This is a genomic window from Microbacterium sp. lyk4-40-TSB-66 (assembly GCF_030209475.1).
In the GTDB taxonomy this organism is placed as follows: Bacteria; Actinomycetota; Actinomycetes; order Actinomycetales; family Microbacteriaceae; genus Microbacterium.
In genome coordinates this window covers 508,753-525,732 of sequence record NZ_JARVRW010000002.1, presented here as the reverse complement: position 1 = coordinate 525,732, position 16,980 = coordinate 508,753, and the positions used below count along the sequence as shown (strand labels likewise).

The 16,980-nt window shown below is 70.3% G+C and carries 19 protein-coding genes; 9 read left to right on the top strand and 10 right to left on the bottom strand.

What is annotated here, in order from left to right:
* Window positions 1–50: 50 nt before the first annotated feature.
* The 4 genes from QRO03_RS04600 to QRO03_RS04585 all read right to left on the bottom strand — a co-directional run bounded on the left by QRO03_RS04600 (window position 51) and on the right by QRO03_RS04585 (window position 2,046).
* Entirely contained in the window at window positions 51–608 is a 558-nt protein-coding gene (locus QRO03_RS04600; RefSeq protein ID WP_285136336.1) for a phosphorylase family protein, read from the bottom strand.
* A gap of 87 nt (window positions 609–695) precedes the next feature.
* The gene (locus QRO03_RS04595) at window positions 696–1,640 is read right to left on the bottom strand and encodes an aldo/keto reductase (protein WP_285136335.1); all 945 of its coding nucleotides are present in this window, start codon (window positions 1,638–1,640) and stop codon (window positions 696–698) included.
* A gap of 77 nt (window positions 1,641–1,717) precedes the next feature.
* Window positions 1,718–1,852 carry a hypothetical protein gene (locus QRO03_RS04590; protein ID WP_268774326.1) on the bottom strand — a complete coding sequence of 45 codons (135 nt, stop codon included), beginning with the start codon at window positions 1,850–1,852 and terminating at the stop codon, window positions 1,718–1,720.
* Window positions 1,849–2,046 carry a hypothetical protein gene (locus QRO03_RS04585; protein ID WP_285136334.1) on the bottom strand — a complete coding sequence of 66 codons (198 nt, stop codon included), beginning with the start codon at window positions 2,044–2,046 and terminating at the stop codon, window positions 1,849–1,851. Before QRO03_RS04585 ends, QRO03_RS04590 begins: the two co-directional genes overlap by 4 nt.
* 124 nt (window positions 2,047–2,170) lie before the next feature.
* On the opposite strand from QRO03_RS04585, the gene QRO03_RS04580 reads away from it, so the two are divergent.
* Window positions 2,171–2,668: a DUF427 domain-containing protein gene (locus QRO03_RS04580; RefSeq protein ID WP_285136333.1), complete on the top strand. Its 498-nt coding sequence runs from the start codon at window positions 2,171–2,173 to the stop codon at window positions 2,666–2,668.
* A gap of 30 nt (window positions 2,669–2,698) precedes the next feature.
* On the opposite strand, the gene QRO03_RS04575 is transcribed toward QRO03_RS04580, so the two are convergent.
* Window positions 2,699–4,756, bottom strand: coding sequence for an NAD(+) synthase (locus QRO03_RS04575; protein ID WP_285136332.1), 2,058 nt, complete (start codon window positions 4,754–4,756; stop codon window positions 2,699–2,701).
* Window positions 4,757–4,878: 122 nt separating this feature from the next.
* Here QRO03_RS04575 and QRO03_RS04570 point away from each other — a divergent pair, with 122 nt between their 5' ends.
* Complete coding sequence (locus QRO03_RS04570; protein ID WP_285136331.1) at window positions 4,879–8,544, top strand: TM0106 family RecB-like putative nuclease; 3,666 nt, start codon at window positions 4,879–4,881, stop codon at window positions 8,542–8,544.
* 307 nt (window positions 8,545–8,851) lie between these two features.
* Here the strand turns inward: QRO03_RS04570 and upp are convergent, their stop codons facing one another.
* A complete protein-coding gene (gene upp, locus QRO03_RS04565; protein WP_183420661.1) occupies window positions 8,852–9,484 on the bottom strand; it encodes a uracil phosphoribosyltransferase in 633 nt (210 codons plus the stop codon).
* An 85-nt stretch (window positions 9,485–9,569) separates the two neighbouring features.
* Between upp and tadA the strand changes: the two genes are divergently transcribed.
* The gene (gene tadA, locus QRO03_RS04560; RefSeq protein WP_285136447.1) at window positions 9,570–10,001 is read left to right on the top strand and encodes a tRNA adenosine(34) deaminase TadA; all 432 of its coding nucleotides are present in this window, start codon (window positions 9,570–9,572) and stop codon (window positions 9,999–10,001) included.
* Window positions 10,002–10,017: 16 nt separating this feature from the next.
* Here tadA and QRO03_RS04555 read toward each other — a convergent pair whose 3' ends face one another.
* Window positions 10,018–10,947, bottom strand: a complete 930-nt coding sequence (locus QRO03_RS04555) for an LLM class F420-dependent oxidoreductase (RefSeq protein ID WP_285136330.1) — start codon at window positions 10,945–10,947, stop codon at window positions 10,018–10,020.
* 33 nt (window positions 10,948–10,980) lie between these two features.
* The gene (locus tag QRO03_RS04550; RefSeq protein WP_285136328.1) at window positions 10,981–12,093 is read right to left on the bottom strand and encodes an alpha/beta fold hydrolase; all 1,113 of its coding nucleotides are present in this window, start codon (window positions 12,091–12,093) and stop codon (window positions 10,981–10,983) included.
* Window positions 12,094–12,302: 209 nt separating this feature from the next.
* On the opposite strand from QRO03_RS04550, the gene proC reads away from it, so the two are divergent.
* Window positions 12,303–13,148, top strand: a complete 846-nt coding sequence (proC, locus tag QRO03_RS04545; protein ID WP_285136327.1) for a pyrroline-5-carboxylate reductase — start codon at window positions 12,303–12,305, stop codon at window positions 13,146–13,148.
* Between the two features lie 2 nt (window positions 13,149–13,150).
* Window positions 13,151–13,432, top strand: a complete 282-nt coding sequence (locus QRO03_RS04540) for a DUF1905 domain-containing protein (protein WP_285136326.1) — start codon at window positions 13,151–13,153, stop codon at window positions 13,430–13,432.
* A gap of 42 nt (window positions 13,433–13,474) precedes the next feature.
* Here QRO03_RS04540 and QRO03_RS04535 read toward each other — a convergent pair whose 3' ends face one another.
* Together QRO03_RS04535 and QRO03_RS04530 are read right to left on the bottom strand one after the other, a co-directional pair.
* On the bottom strand, window positions 13,475–14,146 hold the full coding sequence (locus QRO03_RS04535) for a potassium channel family protein (RefSeq protein WP_055955708.1): 672 nt from the start codon (window positions 14,144–14,146) through the stop codon (window positions 13,475–13,477).
* The gene (locus tag QRO03_RS04530; RefSeq protein ID WP_285136325.1) at window positions 14,139–15,581 is read right to left on the bottom strand and encodes a TrkH family potassium uptake protein; all 1,443 of its coding nucleotides are present in this window, start codon (window positions 15,579–15,581) and stop codon (window positions 14,139–14,141) included. Before QRO03_RS04530 ends, QRO03_RS04535 begins: the two co-directional genes overlap by 8 nt.
* Before the next feature lie 68 nt (window positions 15,582–15,649).
* On the opposite strand from QRO03_RS04530, the gene QRO03_RS04525 reads away from it, so the two are divergent.
* The 4 genes from QRO03_RS04525 (at window position 15,650) to QRO03_RS04510 (ending at window position 16,980) form a co-directional block, all read left to right on the top strand.
* A complete protein-coding gene (locus QRO03_RS04525) occupies window positions 15,650–16,045 on the top strand; it encodes an ArsR/SmtB family transcription factor (protein ID WP_285136324.1) in 396 nt (131 codons plus the stop codon).
* A 152-nt stretch (window positions 16,046–16,197) separates the two neighbouring features.
* On the top strand, window positions 16,198–16,389 hold the full coding sequence (locus QRO03_RS04520) for a helix-turn-helix domain-containing protein (protein WP_183420654.1): 192 nt from the start codon (window positions 16,198–16,200) through the stop codon (window positions 16,387–16,389).
* 82 nt (window positions 16,390–16,471) lie between these two features.
* Entirely contained in the window at window positions 16,472–16,570 is a 99-nt protein-coding gene (locus tag QRO03_RS04515; protein WP_003792170.1) for a 30S ribosomal protein bS22, read from the top strand.
* Window positions 16,571–16,686: 116 nt separating this feature from the next.
* Window positions 16,687–16,980: a rhodanese-like domain-containing protein gene (locus tag QRO03_RS04510; protein WP_285136323.1), complete on the top strand. Its 294-nt coding sequence runs from the start codon at window positions 16,687–16,689 to the stop codon at window positions 16,978–16,980.

The window sequence follows — 16,980 nt, the reverse complement described above, 5'->3', positions numbered from 1 at the left end:
CAGAACAGCGATCTCCGCGGCGTCGTGGGGCGGGTGGATCGCGCGTGCCATCAGACGCCGTAGCGGGTGCGCAGTTCGTCGCGCAGCTGGTGGCTGCACCGCTCGACCACGACGTCCCAGAGTTCGGTCGCGCCGTCCTGCGCACGGTCCGAGACGGCGCGCAGAACACGGATGGGTACGCCGAACTGCTGAGCGACCCAGATGAGCGCGTACGACTCCATGTCGACCAGGCGCGCGCCGAGCCCGCGGATCAGGGCGACAGTCTCGGCATCGTCGACGAAGTGGTCGCCGGTCGCGATGATGAGACCGTCGTGGCCGGTGTCGACACGCGGCGGCAGGGAGACGTGCTCACCGAAGGTCCCGTCGAGCCCCTTCACATCGTGCTGGATGGCAGCGGCGATGTCGTAGATGCCGCCTTCGACCGCGTCGTCGATCGCGCCCGCGGTACCGACGACGACGATCTCCTCGTACTCGCCCTGACAGAGGGCACGGGTGAGGGCGGAGGCGGCCGGGATCTTGCCCACCCCGGTGAGTAGGACGTCGAAACCGGGGATGTCCGCCTCGAAGGCGGTGAGTTCGGACGCGTGGGCGGCGACGAGGAGCTTCACGCCTCCATTCTCACCCGTCCGCGCCGCCCATCCGCACCGGGTCGAGCCGGATGGGCGGGTCGGACCCCGGAGCGGGGTCCGATCCCGTCACGCCTGGGCGGGCTCCGATGCCTGCGACAGGCGGGCTATCTCGTCCGACGACAGGTCAAGGGAGGCGCTGGCGAGCAGGTCAGCGACCTGCTCGACCCTTGAGGCGCTCGCGATGGGTGCCGCGACGGTCGGCTGGGTTCGCAGCCACGCCAGAGCGGTCGTGGCGACGGATGCGCCGTGCGCGGAGCCGACGTCTTCGAGTGCATCGATGAGGGCGAGGCCCGCGGGAGTGGCGAGCTTGGCCGCTCCGCCGGCCCGCGGCGAGGCGCCGGTGGCATCCGACGAACGATACTTGCCGGTCAGGAACCCACTCGCCAACGCGGAGTACGGCACGAGCGACATGCCGAACTCTTCGGCGACGGGCACGATATCCCGCTCGATCTCGGTGCGGTGCACGAGGTTGTAATGCGGCTGCACGGCGACGGGGAGGTCGGCACCCGCGGCCTTCGCGAGCGACACCCACTCGCGGATGCGCTCGGCGGTGTAGTTCGAGACGGCCACGTAGCGTACGAGCCCGTCGCGGACGAGATCGGCGAAAGCGGTGACGGTCTCCTCGAGGGGAGTGTCGGCGTCGTCGAAGTGGGCGTAGTACAGGTCGATCGTCTCGACGCCGAGACGCTTCAGCGACGCCTCGGCGGCGGCCCGCACGTTCGCGGCGGACAGACCGCGGAAGTCGGGGTGCGTGCTGACCTTCGTCGCGATGACGACGTCGGAGGGCTTGCGCGACGCGAGCCACTCTCCGATGAGGGTCTCGCTCTCACCGCCGGAGTTGCCGGGGACCCACGCACTGTAGCCGTCGGCGGTGTCGATGAAATCGCCGCCCCCGTCGCGGAAGGCGTCGAGGACCGCGAACGACGTATCGCGATCAGCCGTCCAGCCGAAGACGTTGCCGCCGAGCGAGAGGGGGAAGATGTCGAGGTCGCTGCGACCGATGCGCGTCATGATGTCCTTTCGAAGGGGGATTCGCTGACCCTGGTGACAACGACCCTCGCCCGTGGGCATTCCCGTGACGCGCCGGATCAGCTCCCGCCGGACAGGATGCCGATGAGCCCGCTGACCAGGAGCCAGAGACCGATGCCGGCGCCCGCGATCCAGATGACGACCGTGCCGGGCGGGTACTTCTTCTTGCCGCCGTCCTCACCCGGGGCGCTCACGAGCGCACCATCATCACGATCGAGACGATCAGCACGGCGAGACCTCCGATGACGGCGATGGCGGCGATGATGGGGCCGCCGCCGGAGAGGAAGGCAGCGACGCCGAGGGCCAGGAACAGGACGGCCACCACGATGCCGACGATCTGATAGACGCGGTACCGACGACCGTCGGTCGTCATTCTCTGCTCGCTCACGCTGCCCCCTTCGCCCCAGGTTATCGAAAACCCGTGGGGACCCTGTGCGGCCGTCCCCCGTCGGTGCGCCCGTCGTCAAGGAGCGGGCGACCCCCGGGGTGCCGACCCGGCGTAGCGTAGACGCATGGCGCGCCCTGTTCCCGACCCCATTCGTCCCGGCCAGGAATCGGTGTGGGACTACCCCCGCCCGCCGCGCGTGGAGCGCGAGCGACGGCGCGTGCAGATCGACTTCGGGGGTACGCGAATCGTCGACACCGACGACGTCGTCCGCGTCCTCGAGACGAGCCACCCCCCGGTGTATTACGTGCCGATCGCGGCGTTCACCGTCCCGTTGACGCTCGGGCAGGGCGCATCGTTCTGCGAATTCAAGGGGGCGGCGCGGTACTTCGACGTGCACGGCGGCGGGGGAGCGGTTGCCGAGCGGGCCGCGTGGAACTACCCCCGCCCCATGCCCGGCTACGAGGTCCTGGACGACCGCGTCGCCGTGTACGCGGGTCCGATGGATGCCGTCATCCTCGGGGGAGAGACCGTCGAACCCCAGCCCGGTGGCTTCTACGGCGGGTGGGTGACAGCCGACCTCGCGGGGCCCTTCAAGGGCGTGCCGGGCTCGATGGGCTGGTAGGGCGGGGACGGAGGGCCGGCCGCGACCGGCTCAGTCCGCGAACGCTTCCGGCACCGCTGCGTGCAGATCGGCCAGCCACACGCGCGCGTTGCCGTCGGAGGGCGCGCGCCAATCGCCGCGCGGTGAGAGCGACCCCGCGGGCGACACCTTCGGTCCGTTGGGGATCGCCGTGCGCTTGAACTGCGCGAAGCCGAAGAAGCGCTGCAGGAACACCTCCAGCCACGTGGCCACGGTGACGAGGTCGTACGACGGCCGTTCACCCTCGGGATAGCCCGGGGGCCAGGTCCCGGCATCCGGATCCGACCAGGCGTGGGCGGCGAGGAAGGCGATCTTCGACGGACGGAAGCCGAAGCGCAGGACGTGGTAGAGCGTGAAATCGTGCAGGTTGTAGGGACCGATGCGGTCCTCCGTCGACTGCATGCGTCCGTCTTGCCCGGCGGGCACCAGTTCGGGGCTGATCTCGGTGTCGAGCACGGCCTGAAGTACTTCGACGGTCGCCGCACTCAGCTCGCCCGCCGAGATGACCCACCGGATGACGTGCTGGATGAGGGTTTTGGGCACGCCGGGGTTCACCGAGTAGTGGCTCATCTGGTCGCCGACGCCGTAGGTCGACCAGCCGAGGGCGATCTCGGACAGGTCTCCCGTGCCGACGACGATGCCGCCGTTCTTGTTGGCGAGGCGGAAGAGGTAATCGGTGCGCAGTCCCGCCTGCACGTTCTCGAACGTGACGTCGTGCACCGGCTCACCCGACGCGAAGGGGTGCCCCATGCGTGCGAGCATCTCGGATGCCGCCGGGCGGATGTCGATCTCCTCGATCGAGGCCCCGACGGCCTCGGCCAGGGCGATCGCGTTGCGCTTGGTCTTCTCGCTGGTTGCGAACCCGGGGAGCGTGTAGGTGAGGATGTCGCTGCGCGGGCGCCCCATGCGATCCATGGCCCGGGCGATCACCAGCAGCGCATGGGTGGAGTCGAGGCCGCCGCTGACGCCGAGGACGGGCTTCGGGTCGCCGATGGCGCGGAGGCGCTGCACGAGCCCTGACACCTGGATGTTGAACGCTTCGTAGCAGTCCTGCGCGAGCCGTGCGGGATCGTCGGGGACGAAGGGGAAGCGGTCGAGCGTCCGGCGCAGACCGATGTCACCCGCGGGGGGTGCGAGCTCGAACGACACGGTGCGGAAGGCGGGTGCCGTCGTACGGCGGTTGTCGTCGAAGGTGCCCTGGCGGATGCGGTCCTGCCGGAGCCGGTCGAGGTCGACGTCGGCCACGCTGCGGCGCGGACCGTCGGGGAACCGCTCGGTCGTGGCGAGGAGCTGCCCGCCCTCGTGGATCATGGTCTGGCCGTCCCACGAGACGTCGTTCGTCGACTCGCCCTGACCGGCGGCGGCGTAGACGTACGCGGCGAGGCAGCGCAGGGACTGCGATTGCGAGAGCAGGGTGCGATCGTCGGCGCGACCGATGGTGATGGGGCTTCCCGACAGGTTCGCGAGCACCGTCGCGCCCGCGAGCGCGGCGCCGGAAGACGGAGGGATCGGCACCCAGACGTCTTCGCACACCTCGGCATGCAGGGTCAGTCCGGGGACGTCCACGGCGTCGAAGAGCAGATCGGGCCCGAACGGCACCGTCTCGCCGGCGACGAGGATGTGCTGCCCCGCCTGATCGTCGCCGCGGGCGTACCAGCGCTGTTCGTAGAACTCGCGGTACGTCGGGAGATACGCCTTGGGCGCGACGCCGAGGATGCGGCCGCGATGGATGACCACGGCGCAGTTGAAGAGCCTGTTGCCGTGCCGGAGCGGCGCCCCGACCAGCAGCACCGGAAGCAGATCAGCGGATGCCGCGACCAGGCGCGAAAGGGCCCCCTCGACGGCGTCGAGAAGAGCGTCCTGCATGACGAGGTCGTCGATCGCGTAGCCCGTGAGACAGAGCTCGGGGAACACCGCGACCGCGACGCCCTCGGCATCGCACGCACGGGCGGAGTCGAGCACGGCCTCGGCGTTGGTGGCGGGGTCGGCGACCGCGACGGGGATCGTGCACGCGGCCACGCGCGCGAACCCGTGCCGGTAGACGCTCTCGAACGGCAGATCGGTGATCACGGCTCCAGTCTGGCAGGCCCCTCCGTCCCGGCGGTGGTCGGATCGCGCGGGGGAGGTCTGTGGAGGCGGGGTCTGGGGACGCCCGACGGGCGATGTCGGGGGTCGCGATTAGCGTGGAGGGCATGCGGTACATCGAGCGCGACGCGCGCATCGTCTGGAGCGCCAGCGACCTCAAGGCTGCGGCCGAGTGCGAATTCGCGTGGCTGCGCGCCATCGACGCCAAGCTCGGGCGCATCGACGCGGTCGACGATCCGGTGGATGCCACGCTCGAACGCGCCGCGCGTCTGGGCACGGCGCACGAACTGCGGGTCCTCGACGAGTACCGGGTGCGCCTCGGCCCAGCGGTGCACGAGATCCCCGCCGCGCGGTCGTCCGACGCCGACGCCCTCGGCGAGTCCGTTCGCCTGACCGACGCCGCGCTCGCCGACCCCGCCGCCGAGGTCGTCTACCAGGCGGCCTTCGCGACCGACGAGTTCGTCGGTTTCGCCGACTTCCTCGTGCGCGAGCCCGAGCCCGAGCCCGGAACCCACGGCACCCGCGCCGACGGCACCCGGCCGTGGATCGTGCAGGACACCAAGCTCGCCCGCCGCGCTCGCGTCACGGCCCTGATGCAGCTCGCCGCCTACGTCGACCAGCTCGACCGCCTCGGAGTACCGCGGTCCGACGAGGTGCAGCTGCTGCTCGGCGACGGCTCCACGAGCACGCACCGCGTCGACGACCTGCTCCCTGTCTTCCGCCTCCGGCGCGAGCGCCTCCGCGCCCTCATCGCCGACAGGGCGGTCGGGCTCGGCGCCGCAGGCCCCGTCATCGGGTGGGGCGACGCGCGCGGTGATCTCGGGGTCATCGCCTGCGGACGATGCGCGACCTGCGAGATCGAGGTCGTCGCGCACCGTGACCTCCTGCTCGTCGCGGGCATGCGGCCCGTGCAGCGCGATCGCCTGCGGGCGGGCGGCATTCTGACGATCGACGCCCTCGCCGTCGCCGTCGACGCCCCGGCCGCCATGAGCGCCGACACGTTCGCATCGCTGCGCACGCAGGCGCGACTGCAGCTCGACAGCCCCGCGGGAGTGCCGTCGGAAGGCGACCCGGCGCACGCGATCCCCACCTTCGAGGTCGTGGCTCCGAAGTCGCTCGGGGTGCTCCCGCGACCCGACCACGGCGACCTGTTCTTCGACTTCGAGGGCGACCCCCTCTACACGGAAGGCGTCGGCGAGCACTGGGGGATCGACTACCTGTTCGGCTGGGTCGACACGCGCGAGACCTACGGCGCGCTGTGGGCCCACACCTTCGACGAGGAGCGAGCCGCGCTCGAGAGGTTCCTCGACATGGTGGCGCTGCGCCGCAGTCAGTACCCCGACATGCACATCTACCACTACGCCCCGTATGAGCCGACCCACCTGCTGACGATGGCCGCACGCTACGGCGTTCGCGAGGCCGACGTCGATCGTCTGCTGCGCGACGGCGTCTTCGTCGACCTCTACCCGGTCGTAAGGCGAGCGCTCCGGGTCGGGTCGCGGTCGTACTCGATCAAGAAACTCGAGCCGCTGTACATGGGCGACGAGGTGCGCACGAGCGACGTCCAGCGCGGCGACGACTCGATCGTCAAGTACGTCGAAGCGCGCGCGCTCGCCGCCGACGGCGACACCGCGGCCGCCCAGACCGTGCTCGACGACCTCGCCGATTACAACCGGTACGACTGCGTCTCCACCCGCCGCCTGCGCGATTGGCTCGTCGACCGCGCACGAGAGTCCGGCGCCGTGCCCGCGCGCAGCGCCGAACCCGACGAGCAGGCCTACGAGCCCTCTCCCCGGGCGACCGCCCTGCAACGGTGGGCCTCCGACGCAGCGGAACCCGGTCTCGACACTCCCGATGCCCAGGCGCTGCGCCTCGCGGCCGCGGCGATCGACTACTACCCGCGCGAAGAGAAGACCTATTGGGCGACCCATTTCCTCCGGCTGCGGGAGCCCGTGTCGGTCTGGGAAGAGACGCGCGATGTCGTTGTCGTGGACGGCGGCCGGTCCCGGGTCGTGACCGATTGGCACATCGCCGAGTCTGGCCGTGGATCCGAGCGTCGACTGGTCGAACTGCGGGGCGAACTCGCGCCCGGTACGCGTCTCAGCGTGGATGCCGACCCCTTCGCGGTCTACGACCTGCCCGCCCCGTTCCCGATCGAGACGCGTCCGCGATGGATCCACGGCGCGCGTCGCGTCAGCGTGCGCGAGGTACTCGACGACGGCGCGATCATCGAGGAGATCGCGGCCGACGGTGTCACGTGGAACGACCTGCCGCTGGCGCTGACCCCCGCGGCACCGCCTCGCGCGGGCAACCAGCAGAAGGCGATCGATGCGTGGGCCGACGCGGTGCTGACCGCCGCGCCGACCATCCCGCACGGACCTGCCGCCGACATCCTCCGCCGCATCCCTCCGCGCACCCTCTCCGGTGCCCTCGCACCCGTGACCGCCCTCGCGGCCGCCCGTGTCGCCGACACCCCGGTGTCCGACGCGGCGGCTGACACCGGGGTGGCCGACACCGGGGTGGGCGACCCCGTCGGGGGCGAGCCCTCCGGCGACGACGAGGTCACCGCGATCGCCCGCAGCGTGGCCGATCTCGATCACAGCTACCTGGCCGTCCAGGGTCCCCCCGGAACCGGCAAGACGTACGTCGGCTCGCACGTCATCGCGCGCCTCGTGGCCGAGCGTGGCTACCGCATCGGCGTGGTCGCCCAGTCGCACGCGACGATCGAGCACATGCTCGACCAGGTCATCGCGGCGGGGGTCCCGGCATCCCGAGTGGGCAAGGCGCCCAAAGACCCGGGCATCGAGCACGCCTTCACCGTGCTCCCCAAGAACGGCGTCGCCGCCTTCACCGCGGAGAACGCCGCGAGCGGGTTCGTCGTGGGCGGCACCGCGTGGGATTTCAGCCATGAGGCGCGCATCCCCCGGGGCAGCCTCGACCTTCTCGTCATCGACGAGGCGGGGCAGTTCTCACTGGCCTCGACCATCGCCGTCTCGCTCGCCGCTCAGCGTCTGCTGCTGCTCGGCGACCCGCAGCAACTCCCGCAGGTGAGCCAGGGCACGCATCCCGAGCCGGTCGACACCTCGGCGCTGGGGTGGATCATCGACGGCGCAGAGGTGGTCCCGCCCGAGCTCGGCTACTTCCTCGCCCGCACTCGCCGCATGCATCCCGCCGTCGCGGGGCCGGTGTCGCAGCTGTCCTACGAGGGCCGTCTCGCCGCGCACCCGTCGACCGCTCTCCGCCGGCTCGAGGGCATAGAACCCGGCGTCCACGTCGTCCCCGTACGTCACACGGGCAATTCCACCTGCTCGGTCGAGGAGGCCGCCGAGGTCGCGCGTCTGGTCGCCCAGCTGGTGGGGCGCGAGTGGACCGGCGCCGAGGGGGGCGCGGGCGACAGAGCCACCGTTCAGCAGCCTCGCGCGCTTCGCGCCGAAGACATCATCGTCATCACGCCGTACAACGCCCAGCAGGTGTCCGTCGAGGAGGCGCTCGCCGCCCGGGGCTTCGCCGATGTCCCGGTGGGCACGGTCGACCGGTTCCAGGGCAAGGAGGCGGTGGTGGCCATCCTCACGCTGGCCGCGTCGTCGGGACGGGAGGCGCCGCGCGGGTTGGAATTCCTCCTGCTGCGCAACCGCATCAACGTCGCGATCTCACGCGCGATGCAGGCGGCGTACGTCGTGTATTCGACCGCCCTCCTCGACGACCTGCCGCGCACGCCCGAGGGCGTCGCGCGGCTGAGCGCCTTCGCGCGCCTGGTCGCGGGCGGGGATTGACCGCTCGCGCCGACGCTGACATGGAGCAGCGCACCGCTTCGGGGCGTGTTCCGCGGTCGGGGCGGCGGAATCGCGCCGAGCCCGCGCCGCGGGACGGAGTCGAGACTCAACGACGGGCGACGCGGCGTCCGACGGGCTCGTGGGGCGGCGGACCGCGCCGAGCCCGCGACATCGGACGGAGTCGAGGGGTGAGCCTCGGTCGACGAGGCGTCCGACGGGCTCGGTCGGGGCGGCGGACCGCGCCGAACTCGCGACGCCGGACGGGGTCGAGGGGGAACCTCGGGCGACGCGGCGTCCGACGGAAATGTCAGGCGGTGCCGTACAGGCGGTCTCCGGCGTCGCCGAGACCGGGCACGATGTAGCCCTTCTCGTTCAGACGCTCGTCGACGGCGCCGAGCACGAGGGTGACGTCGTGGCCCTCGACCTGCTTCTCGATCGCGGCGACGCCCTCGGGCGCGCCGAGCAGACAGATCGCCGTGACGTCCTGCGCCCCGCGGGCGAACAGGAAGTTGATGGCCGCGCCGAGCGAGCCACCGGTGGCGAGCATCGGGTCGAGCACGAAGCACTGGCGGTCGCTGAGGTCGTCGGGCAGTCGCTCGGCGTAGGTGGTGGGCTCGAACGTCTGCTCGTCGCGAACCATGCCGAGGAAGCCGACCTCCGCAGTGGGGAGGAGCTTCACCATGCCCTCGAGCATGCCGAGACCGGCGCGCAGGATCGGCACGACGATGGGGCGGGGCTCGCTGATCTTCACACCCTCGGTGGTGGTCACCGGGGTCTGGATCTCGATCGGCTCGACGCGCACGTTGCGGGTCGCTTCGTACGCGAGCAGCGTCACGAGCTCCTCGGTGAGCTGGCGGAACACCGGCGACGACGTCTGCACGTCGCGCAGCACCGTCAGCTTGTGGGTGATGAGAGGGTGGTCGGCGACGTGGACACGCATAGGCTCAAGGCTAACGGCTTCCCCCGTGCGACCCCGTCCCTTTTTCCGGAGACCCGTGACCCCCACCGCCCGTGACCTCGCCGCGATGCACCGGGCGTTCGCGCTCGCCGCGGAGGCGGCACGCGACGGAGACGTACCCGTCGGTGCCGTCATCCTGGACGCCGACGGATCGATCGTGGGGGAGGGCAGGAACCTCCGCGAACGCACGAACGACCCCACCGCGCACGCCGAGGTCGTCGCGCTGCGCGAGGCGGCATCCCGGATCGGATCATGGCACCTCGCCGACTGCACGCTCGTGGTGACGCTGGAGCCGTGCGTCATGTGCGCCGGCGCGATCCTGCAGGCGAGGGTCGCGCGCGTGGTGTTCGGATCGTGGGATGCCAAGGCGGGCGCCGCCGGATCGATGTACGACGTCCTGCGCGACCGCCGTCTGCCGCACCGGGTCGAGGTCGTCGGCGGAGTCGAGGAGCGCACGGCCGCCGCTCAGCTGCAGGCGTTCTTCGAAGACCGCCGCTGAGACGGATCGACGGGGCTCAGCGCGGCAGCAGCGGCAGCACCTCCGCGCCGATCTGATCGGCGTGATCGATGTCGCGCAGGTCGAGCAGCTGGAAATAGACCCTCTCGGCACCGAGAGCCTGCAACCGGTGCACCTTCTCGGCGACCTGCTCGGGCGTGCCGATGATGTTCGCGCCGTTGTCGAACTGCACGCGGGACTGTCCCACCGCTTCCGCTCGGCGCGACATCTCATCGTCGTCGTGGCCCACGATCGTGGGCAGGGCCACCGAGAGCTTCAGCGTCGCCGGGTCACGGCCGATCGCCTCGCACGCGGCTCGCACGATGGCGAACTTCTCCGCCACCGTGTCTTCGGAGACGAAGCCGATGTTGAACTCGGTGGCGTAGCGCGCGGCGAGCGCGGGCGTGCGCTTCGGGCCGCCGCCACCCACGATCACGGGTACGCGCGACTGCACCGGGTGGGGCAGGGCCGGCGCCTCGTGCAGGCGGTAGTGCTCACCGTCGAACGAGAAGGTCTCGGCATCCGGGGTCGACCAGAGTCCCGTCACGACCTGCAACTGCTCTTCGAGCAGGTCGAACCTCTTGGCGGGGAACGGGATGCCGTACGCGAGGTGCTCGCGCTCGAACCAGCCGGTGCCGAGTCCGAGCTCGACGCGGCCGCCCGACATCGCGTCGACCTGGGCGACCTGGATCGCGAGGATCCCGGGCACACGGTAGGTCACCGACGACACCAGGGTGCCGAGGCGGATGCGCGACGTCTCCCGAGCGAGACCGGCCAGCGTCGTCCAGGCGTCGGTCGGGCCGGGCAGCGGGTCGCCTTCGCCCATGCGCAGGTAGTGGTCCGAGCGGAAGAATCCGTCGAGACCGTGCCGCTCGGCGGACCGCGCGAAGGCGAGCTGATCGTCGTACGAGAACCCCTGTTGGGGCTCGGTGAACAGGCAGTACTCCACAGGAGACCTCCGGGGGGACGGGTCGGCGGTGCGTCAGTCGGCGGAGCGCAGGATGATCGCCTCGGTCGGCGGGGCGGGGTCGGCGGGGCGTCCGACGTAGCCGATGTGGGTGAGCAGCGCCCGGCGGAACTGCGCGGGCCGCTCGAGGTGGACCGAGTGTCCGGCGCCGTCGACGGGCACCTCCGTCACCTCGCCGCCCGCGGCCGCGTACGCCGCCAGGACGTCGCGCGTCTGCGACACCATCGGCTGCGCCGGGGCGATCTCGGCTCCGGGCCAGCCCGGTACGACACCGAGGGAGCCGAGGTGGTTGAGGTCGGAGAACGACGTGTCGGAGACGATCGCGTCCGCGGTGCCGTGGATCCAGAGGATCGGCGGCTTGGACGGGAGGTCGACGATCCCGGACACGTCGAAGTACTTGGGGGACAGGGTGTTGAGCACCCCCGTCGTCCCGGGCGCGAAGCCGGGCCAGGTCGCCGTCGCGACGGCGTCGCCGGGGTAATTACCGCCCGCCGTCGAGGTCGACAGCATCGACTCGACCCAGACGTCCTCGTGCTCGCTGGTGTACCCCGGCGCGACGTACGCGGACCGGAAGACCGAGCGCGGCGAGGTCGGGGCGTCCGCCGTGGTGTCGTGATCGATGAGGCGCTGAACGAAGTCCTCGTTTGCGACGCCGGCACCGGTGCCGGCGTGCTCCTCGGAGAGCGGCGATCCGTCGCGGCGGGTGCCGCCGAAGCCGTACGGCGACACCGGCGCCTGCAGCGTGAGCGAGAGCACCGGGTGCTCGAGTGCGTACTGCAGGACGACACCGCCGCCCATGGACCAGCCGACGAGGTGCGCCTCGGCGACCCCCAGCGCCTGCAGCGTCGCGTGGAGGTCGTCGCTGAAGTCACGGACACCGCGGGTGGCGTCGATCGGTGTGTGCTCGGTGCGTCCGAAGCCGCGCAGATCGACCGCGATCACACGCAGCTCACTCGGCAGGTCCTGCATGATCTCCTGCCAGAACAGAGACGAAGAGACATTGCCGTGCACGAAGACGACGGTCTGGTCGGCCGTCGTGCCGGGGTCGTCGCCGGCGCGTTCGAGAACGTTGACACCGAGCCGGTCCGTCTCGACCAGACGTGCGGTGATGCCGTCGAAGAGTGTCATGGCAGGTCCTCCGTGTCGCTCGACAGTGCTCCCGTACACCGGTTCCGACTCTAACGCGCGCCCCTATCGGCCGCACTCAGGCTTGCGCCCTCGCGCCACCCCCATGGCCGACACCCTCGCACGGCCCTCCGCTCCCGCTCCGGCCCGCCGAACGCGCTGCGTGGGACGGCGCCCGGGCGGATGTCGGGGGCCCTTCGTAGACTGGGGGCATGACGGATGCCACGACCTCGCTGCCCCCGATCGCGATCATCGGCGCGGGGTCGATGGGGGGAGCGATCCTCCGCGGCCTCGTCGCCGCGGGGCTCACCGGCGGTGGCGTCACCGCGACCAACCGCTCGATCGCGAAGGCCGCGGAGCTCGCCGATCTGGAGGGCGTCACGAGCGTCGCCCTCGAGGCGCAGCCGGCGGGGAACGCCCACGCCGTGGCATCCGCCGACATCGTGCTCGTCGGCGTCAAGCCCGCGATGGTGCCCGACCTGCTGACCGAGATCGCCCCGCACCTCCGACCCGGCGCGGTGGTGGTGAGCCTCGCGGCCGGCGTGACGCTCGAGACCTTCGCCCGCCACCTCGGCGACGACGTCGCCACGCTGCGGTCGATGCCCAACACCCCCTCGCTCGTCGGCCGGGGGGTCACCGGTCTCGCGGCGGGTCCCGCGGCATCCGACGACGATGTCGCCGTCGTGCGCGCCCTGTTCGAAACGGTGGGGGCGGTCGTCGAGGTGCCCGAGGCGCAGATCGACGCACTGTCCACCATCTCGGGCTCCGGTCCTGCCTACGTCTTCCTCCTGGTCGAGGAGTTCACCAAGGCCGCCGTTCGCATGGGCTTCGACCACGACCAGGCGCGACTGCTCGCCGAGCAGACCTTCATCGGGGCGACGAGCCTGCTGGCCGCCTCCGATGTCGACCCCGCAGAACTGCGCCGACGCGTCACGAGCCCGAAGGGCACGACCGAGCGGGCGGTCGCCGTCCTGCAGCAGGCGCGCCTCGACGACACCTTCACCGTCGCCGCCGAGGCCGCTCTCGCCCGCGCCAAAGAGCTGGCCGCCGGGGGCTGAGCGTGCGACTGCGGTTCTCGGGTCCGATCTGGTTCTGGCGCGGTCCCGCGCCGTTCCACTTCGTCACCGTCCCCGAGGCCGCGATGATCGCCGAGATCGCGCCGGTCGTGACGTACGGCTGGGGCATGATCCCGGCATCCGTCACCATCGGGGCGACGACCGTGACGACCGCCCTCTGGCCGAAGGACGGCGGATACATCGTGCCGGTCAAGAAAGCGCTGCAGGATGCCGAAGACCTCGCGGTCGACGATGAGGTCGAGGTCGTGCTCGACATCGACGCGTGACGGGGGTCGCCTCGCGAGCCGTGCGGGTGAGCTCCGACGGGGTCAGCGGTCGAGCGCCGCGAAACGCTCGATGTCGGAGTTCGTGCCGGAGACGATGATGAGGTCGTGGTTGGTCACGACGGTGTTGGCCTCGGCGTAGCGGAACGGGCGGCCGGGGCTCTTCACGCCCACGACGGTGACGTTGTACTTCGAGCGCACGCCCGACTCGTTCAGTCCCACGCCGCGCACGAGCTTCGGCGGGTACATCTTCGCGAGCACGAAGTCGTCGTCGAAGCGGATGAAGTCCAGCATCCGCCCGCTGACGAGGTGCGCGACGCGCTCGCCGGCCTCGGCCTCGGGATAGATGACGTGGTTGGCCCCCACGCGGGCGAGGATCTTGCCGTGCGACTGCGAAACCGCCTTCGCCCAGATCTGCGGCACCTTGAGGTCGACGAGGTTCGCCGTGATGAGCACCGACGCCTCGATGAGGGAGCCGACGGCGACGACGGCGACCTGGAAGTCCTGCGCACCGATCTGGCGCAGCGCGTCGATGTTACGGGCGTCGGCTTGGACGGCGTGCGTGACGCGCTCCGACCACTTCTGCACGAGTTCGAGGTTGCCGTCCACGGCGAGCACGTCGCGATCGAGTCGGTCGAGCTCTCCCGCGCACGCGGCGCCGAACCGGCCGAGACCGATCACCAGGACGGGCGCATCGCTGCGAATGCGTTCAACCAACGATCGGCCTTTCCACGGGCAGCGCGTACAGCTGCGATCGAGACGCCGCGGCGACCGCCGCGGCGAGAGTCACAGTACCAATGCGCCCCATGAACATCGTCGCCGCCATGACGTAGACCGCGGGGTCGGGCAGCTCGGCCGTGAGTCCGGTCGACAGCCCCACCGTGGCGAAGCCCGAGATGACGTCGAACAGCACGTACTCTATGGGGGCGTCGGTGATGCGACTGATGGTGACCGTCGAGATCGCGACGATCGTGGCACCCCACGCCACGACCGAGAGGGCCACCCGCTGCACATCGCTCGGGATGCGACGGCCGAACGCCTGGACGGACGGGCGCCCCTTCGCCTCGGAGAACACCGCGAGGGCCAACACGGCGAGGGTGGTGACCTTGATGCCGCCGGCCGTGGACGCAGAACCTCCGCCGACGAACATCAGCATCGAGCCGACGATGAGCGTCGCACCGTTCAGGTCGCCGATGTCGACGACGCTGAATCCGCCCGACCGTGTCATGGCCGAGAGGAAGAATGCCTGGAACGTGGTGTCCCATGCATCCATGCTGCCGAATGTGAGCGGGTTGTCGTATTCCAGCAGCAGGATGAATCCTGCGCCCAGCACGAACAGGATGACCGTGGTGATCAGGGTGAGCTTCGTGTGCAGCGACCACAGCCGGAATCGCCAGTGATGCCGCCAGAGCGTGAAGATGACCGGGAATCCGATGGAGCCGAGGAACACGCCCAGCATGAGCACCGTGAGCAGGAAGTAGTCCTGTGCGAACGGCGTGAGCCCGTCGGCGTTGGGGATGAACCCGGTGTTCGTGAAGGCCATCGCGGCGTAGTACGGCGCCTCCCAGAGCGCCACGAGCGGGTCGATCCCCCCGACCACGAGCGAGGGGTAGATCAACACGGTCAGTCCCGCCTCGATGACGAGCGTCGACAGCGCGACCGTGCGCAGCAGCTGGCCGACCTCGCCGAGACGCACGGTCTGGCCCTCATTGACCGGCCCGCCGTGGGCGCGCAGGGGATTGCTGTCACCGGCCGCGATGAGTTTGGCGCGCAGGCCCAGCCGCTTCGAGATCACGAGCCCGAGGATGGATGCCAGGGTGAGCACGCCGAGGGCGCCGACGTTGACGCCGATGTAGGTGATCGCGTGTCCGAGAGGGGACCAGTGCGAGTACATGTCGACCGTCGAGAGCCCTGTCACGCAGATCGTCGACACCGCGGTGAAGAGCGCGTCGGCCAGCGGAGTGACCCGCCCGTCGGCGGATGCGGCCGGAAGGGAGAACAGGGCCGTGAACAGCAGGATGAGCGTCACGAACACCAACACCGCGAAACGCGCGGGTGAGGCGGTCGTCAGATTTCGCAGACGATCCCATGCCGTGAAAGCGATGCGACGTAATCGCACCGGCAATCGCACCTCGTTCGGCGTCGCCGCCATGCGCCGCTCCCTTCGGTGCCCGAACCCGAATCATGGTACTCGGGCCAGGGCTTGGCTAATCTGATGCCATGGCGGACATCTTCGACGTGATCGCTGACGGCACGCGTCGCGACATCCTTCAGCTGCTCCTGGACCGGGCGACCGGTGGCGAGCGCGGCACCAGCGTGTCGCAGATCGTCGCATCGCTCGGGGTCAGTCAACCCACCGTCTCCAAGCACCTGAAGGTGCTTCGGGAGGCCGAGCTGGTCTCGGTGCGAGAGATGGGCCAGCATCGCTACTACAGCCTCGCGGTCGCGCCCCTCGACGAGGTCGACGATTGGCTGGTGCCGTTCTTCTCCATCGACGAAGAGAACGAACCGGCCCTCCCCGAGTCCGCCGTTCACGCCGCCGAGGTCGTCGGCCGCGCGGCGGCCTCGGTCAAGCACTCGTTCTCGACGGCGCTGCGCAAGCTCCCCGGGCGCTGATCGTCTCCGAAGGACGACGGTGGATGCCGCCGTGTGCGGCATCCGGAATGCACACCCGCCACAGGCAGCCCAGCGGTTTACAGCCGTCACGGCCAGACCCTAGAGTGTGCTCAGCATCAGAGGGTGAGTCCACCCGGAACGAGGGGTGAGCCATGGCCGAGCTGCCGGACGTGCGGTTCCTGACGGTCGCCGAGGTCGCCGATCTCATGCGCGTGTCGAAGATGACCGTCTACCGGCTCGTGCACGCGGGAGAACTGCCCGCTGTGCGCTTCGGACGCAGCTACCGGGTGCCCGAATCGGCCGTCGCCGAGGTCGTGCAGCGACCGGTGTCCGACGTCGGCTAGACTGATCCGAGGCTTTTTTCCATCGCCTGCTGTTCCCGGGGGCCGAAATCGGCACCCAGACCCCGACTTAGTGAGGTTTTCCGTGGGTTCTGTCATCAAGAAGCGCCGTAAGCGCATGGCGAAGAAGAAGCACCGCAAGCTGCTTCGCAAGACTCGTCACCAGCGCCGCAACAAGAAGTAACGCGGCCACCACACCGAGCGCCTGTCCGATGCGACGGGCGCTTCGTGTATCCGTCGCGCGCGTCGGCGGGGCATCGGCATCCTGCTCGTCGCCTCGCCCCTTCCGGAGGGAAAAGCATGCAGTCCATCACCGTCCACGACCTGCACGCGGGGCGCGAGCGTCCCCTCATCGATGTGCGCGAAGAGCACGAGTTCGCCGCGGGTCATGTGCCCGGCGCGGTGAATCTGCCCATGTCGACGCTGGGTGAGCACCTCGACGAGCTGCCGGCCGAGCCCTTCGATGTCATCTGCCAGGTCGGCGGCCGATCGGCGCGCGTGACCGAGGCGCTCGCCGCGCGCGGTCACGATGCGACAAACGTCGAGGGTGGCACGGGTGAATGGATCGCGGCGGGATACGCCGTCGAGGCGTGA

Excerpts from the sequence above, each read along its gene's own strand:
- QRO03_RS04595 (WP_285136335.1), bottom strand. The coding sequence starts at position 1,640 with ATGACGCGCATCGGTCGCAGCGACCTCGACATCTTCCCCCTCTCGCTC.
- QRO03_RS04580 (WP_285136333.1), top strand. The coding sequence starts at position 2,171 with ATGGCGCGCCCTGTTCCCGACCCCATTCGTCCCGGCCAGGAATCGGTG.
- QRO03_RS04570 (WP_285136331.1), top strand. The coding sequence starts at position 4,879 with ATGCGGTACATCGAGCGCGACGCGCGCATCGTCTGGAGCGCCAGCGAC.
- upp (WP_183420661.1), bottom strand. The coding sequence starts at position 9,484 with ATGCGTGTCCACGTCGCCGACCACCCTCTCATCACCCACAAGCTGACG.
- tadA (WP_285136447.1), top strand. The coding sequence starts at position 9,570 with ATGCACCGGGCGTTCGCGCTCGCCGCGGAGGCGGCACGCGACGGAGAC.
- QRO03_RS04550 (WP_285136328.1), bottom strand. The coding sequence starts at position 12,093 with ATGACACTCTTCGACGGCATCACCGCACGTCTGGTCGAGACGGACCGG.
- proC (WP_285136327.1), top strand. The coding sequence starts at position 12,303 with ATGACGGATGCCACGACCTCGCTGCCCCCGATCGCGATCATCGGCGCG.
- QRO03_RS04530 (WP_285136325.1), bottom strand. The coding sequence starts at position 15,581 with ATGGCGGCGACGCCGAACGAGGTGCGATTGCCGGTGCGATTACGTCGC.
- QRO03_RS04525 (WP_285136324.1), top strand. The coding sequence starts at position 15,650 with ATGGCGGACATCTTCGACGTGATCGCTGACGGCACGCGTCGCGACATC.
- QRO03_RS04520 (WP_183420654.1), top strand. The coding sequence starts at position 16,198 with ATGGCCGAGCTGCCGGACGTGCGGTTCCTGACGGTCGCCGAGGTCGCC.
- QRO03_RS04510 (WP_285136323.1), top strand. The coding sequence starts at position 16,687 with ATGCAGTCCATCACCGTCCACGACCTGCACGCGGGGCGCGAGCGTCCC.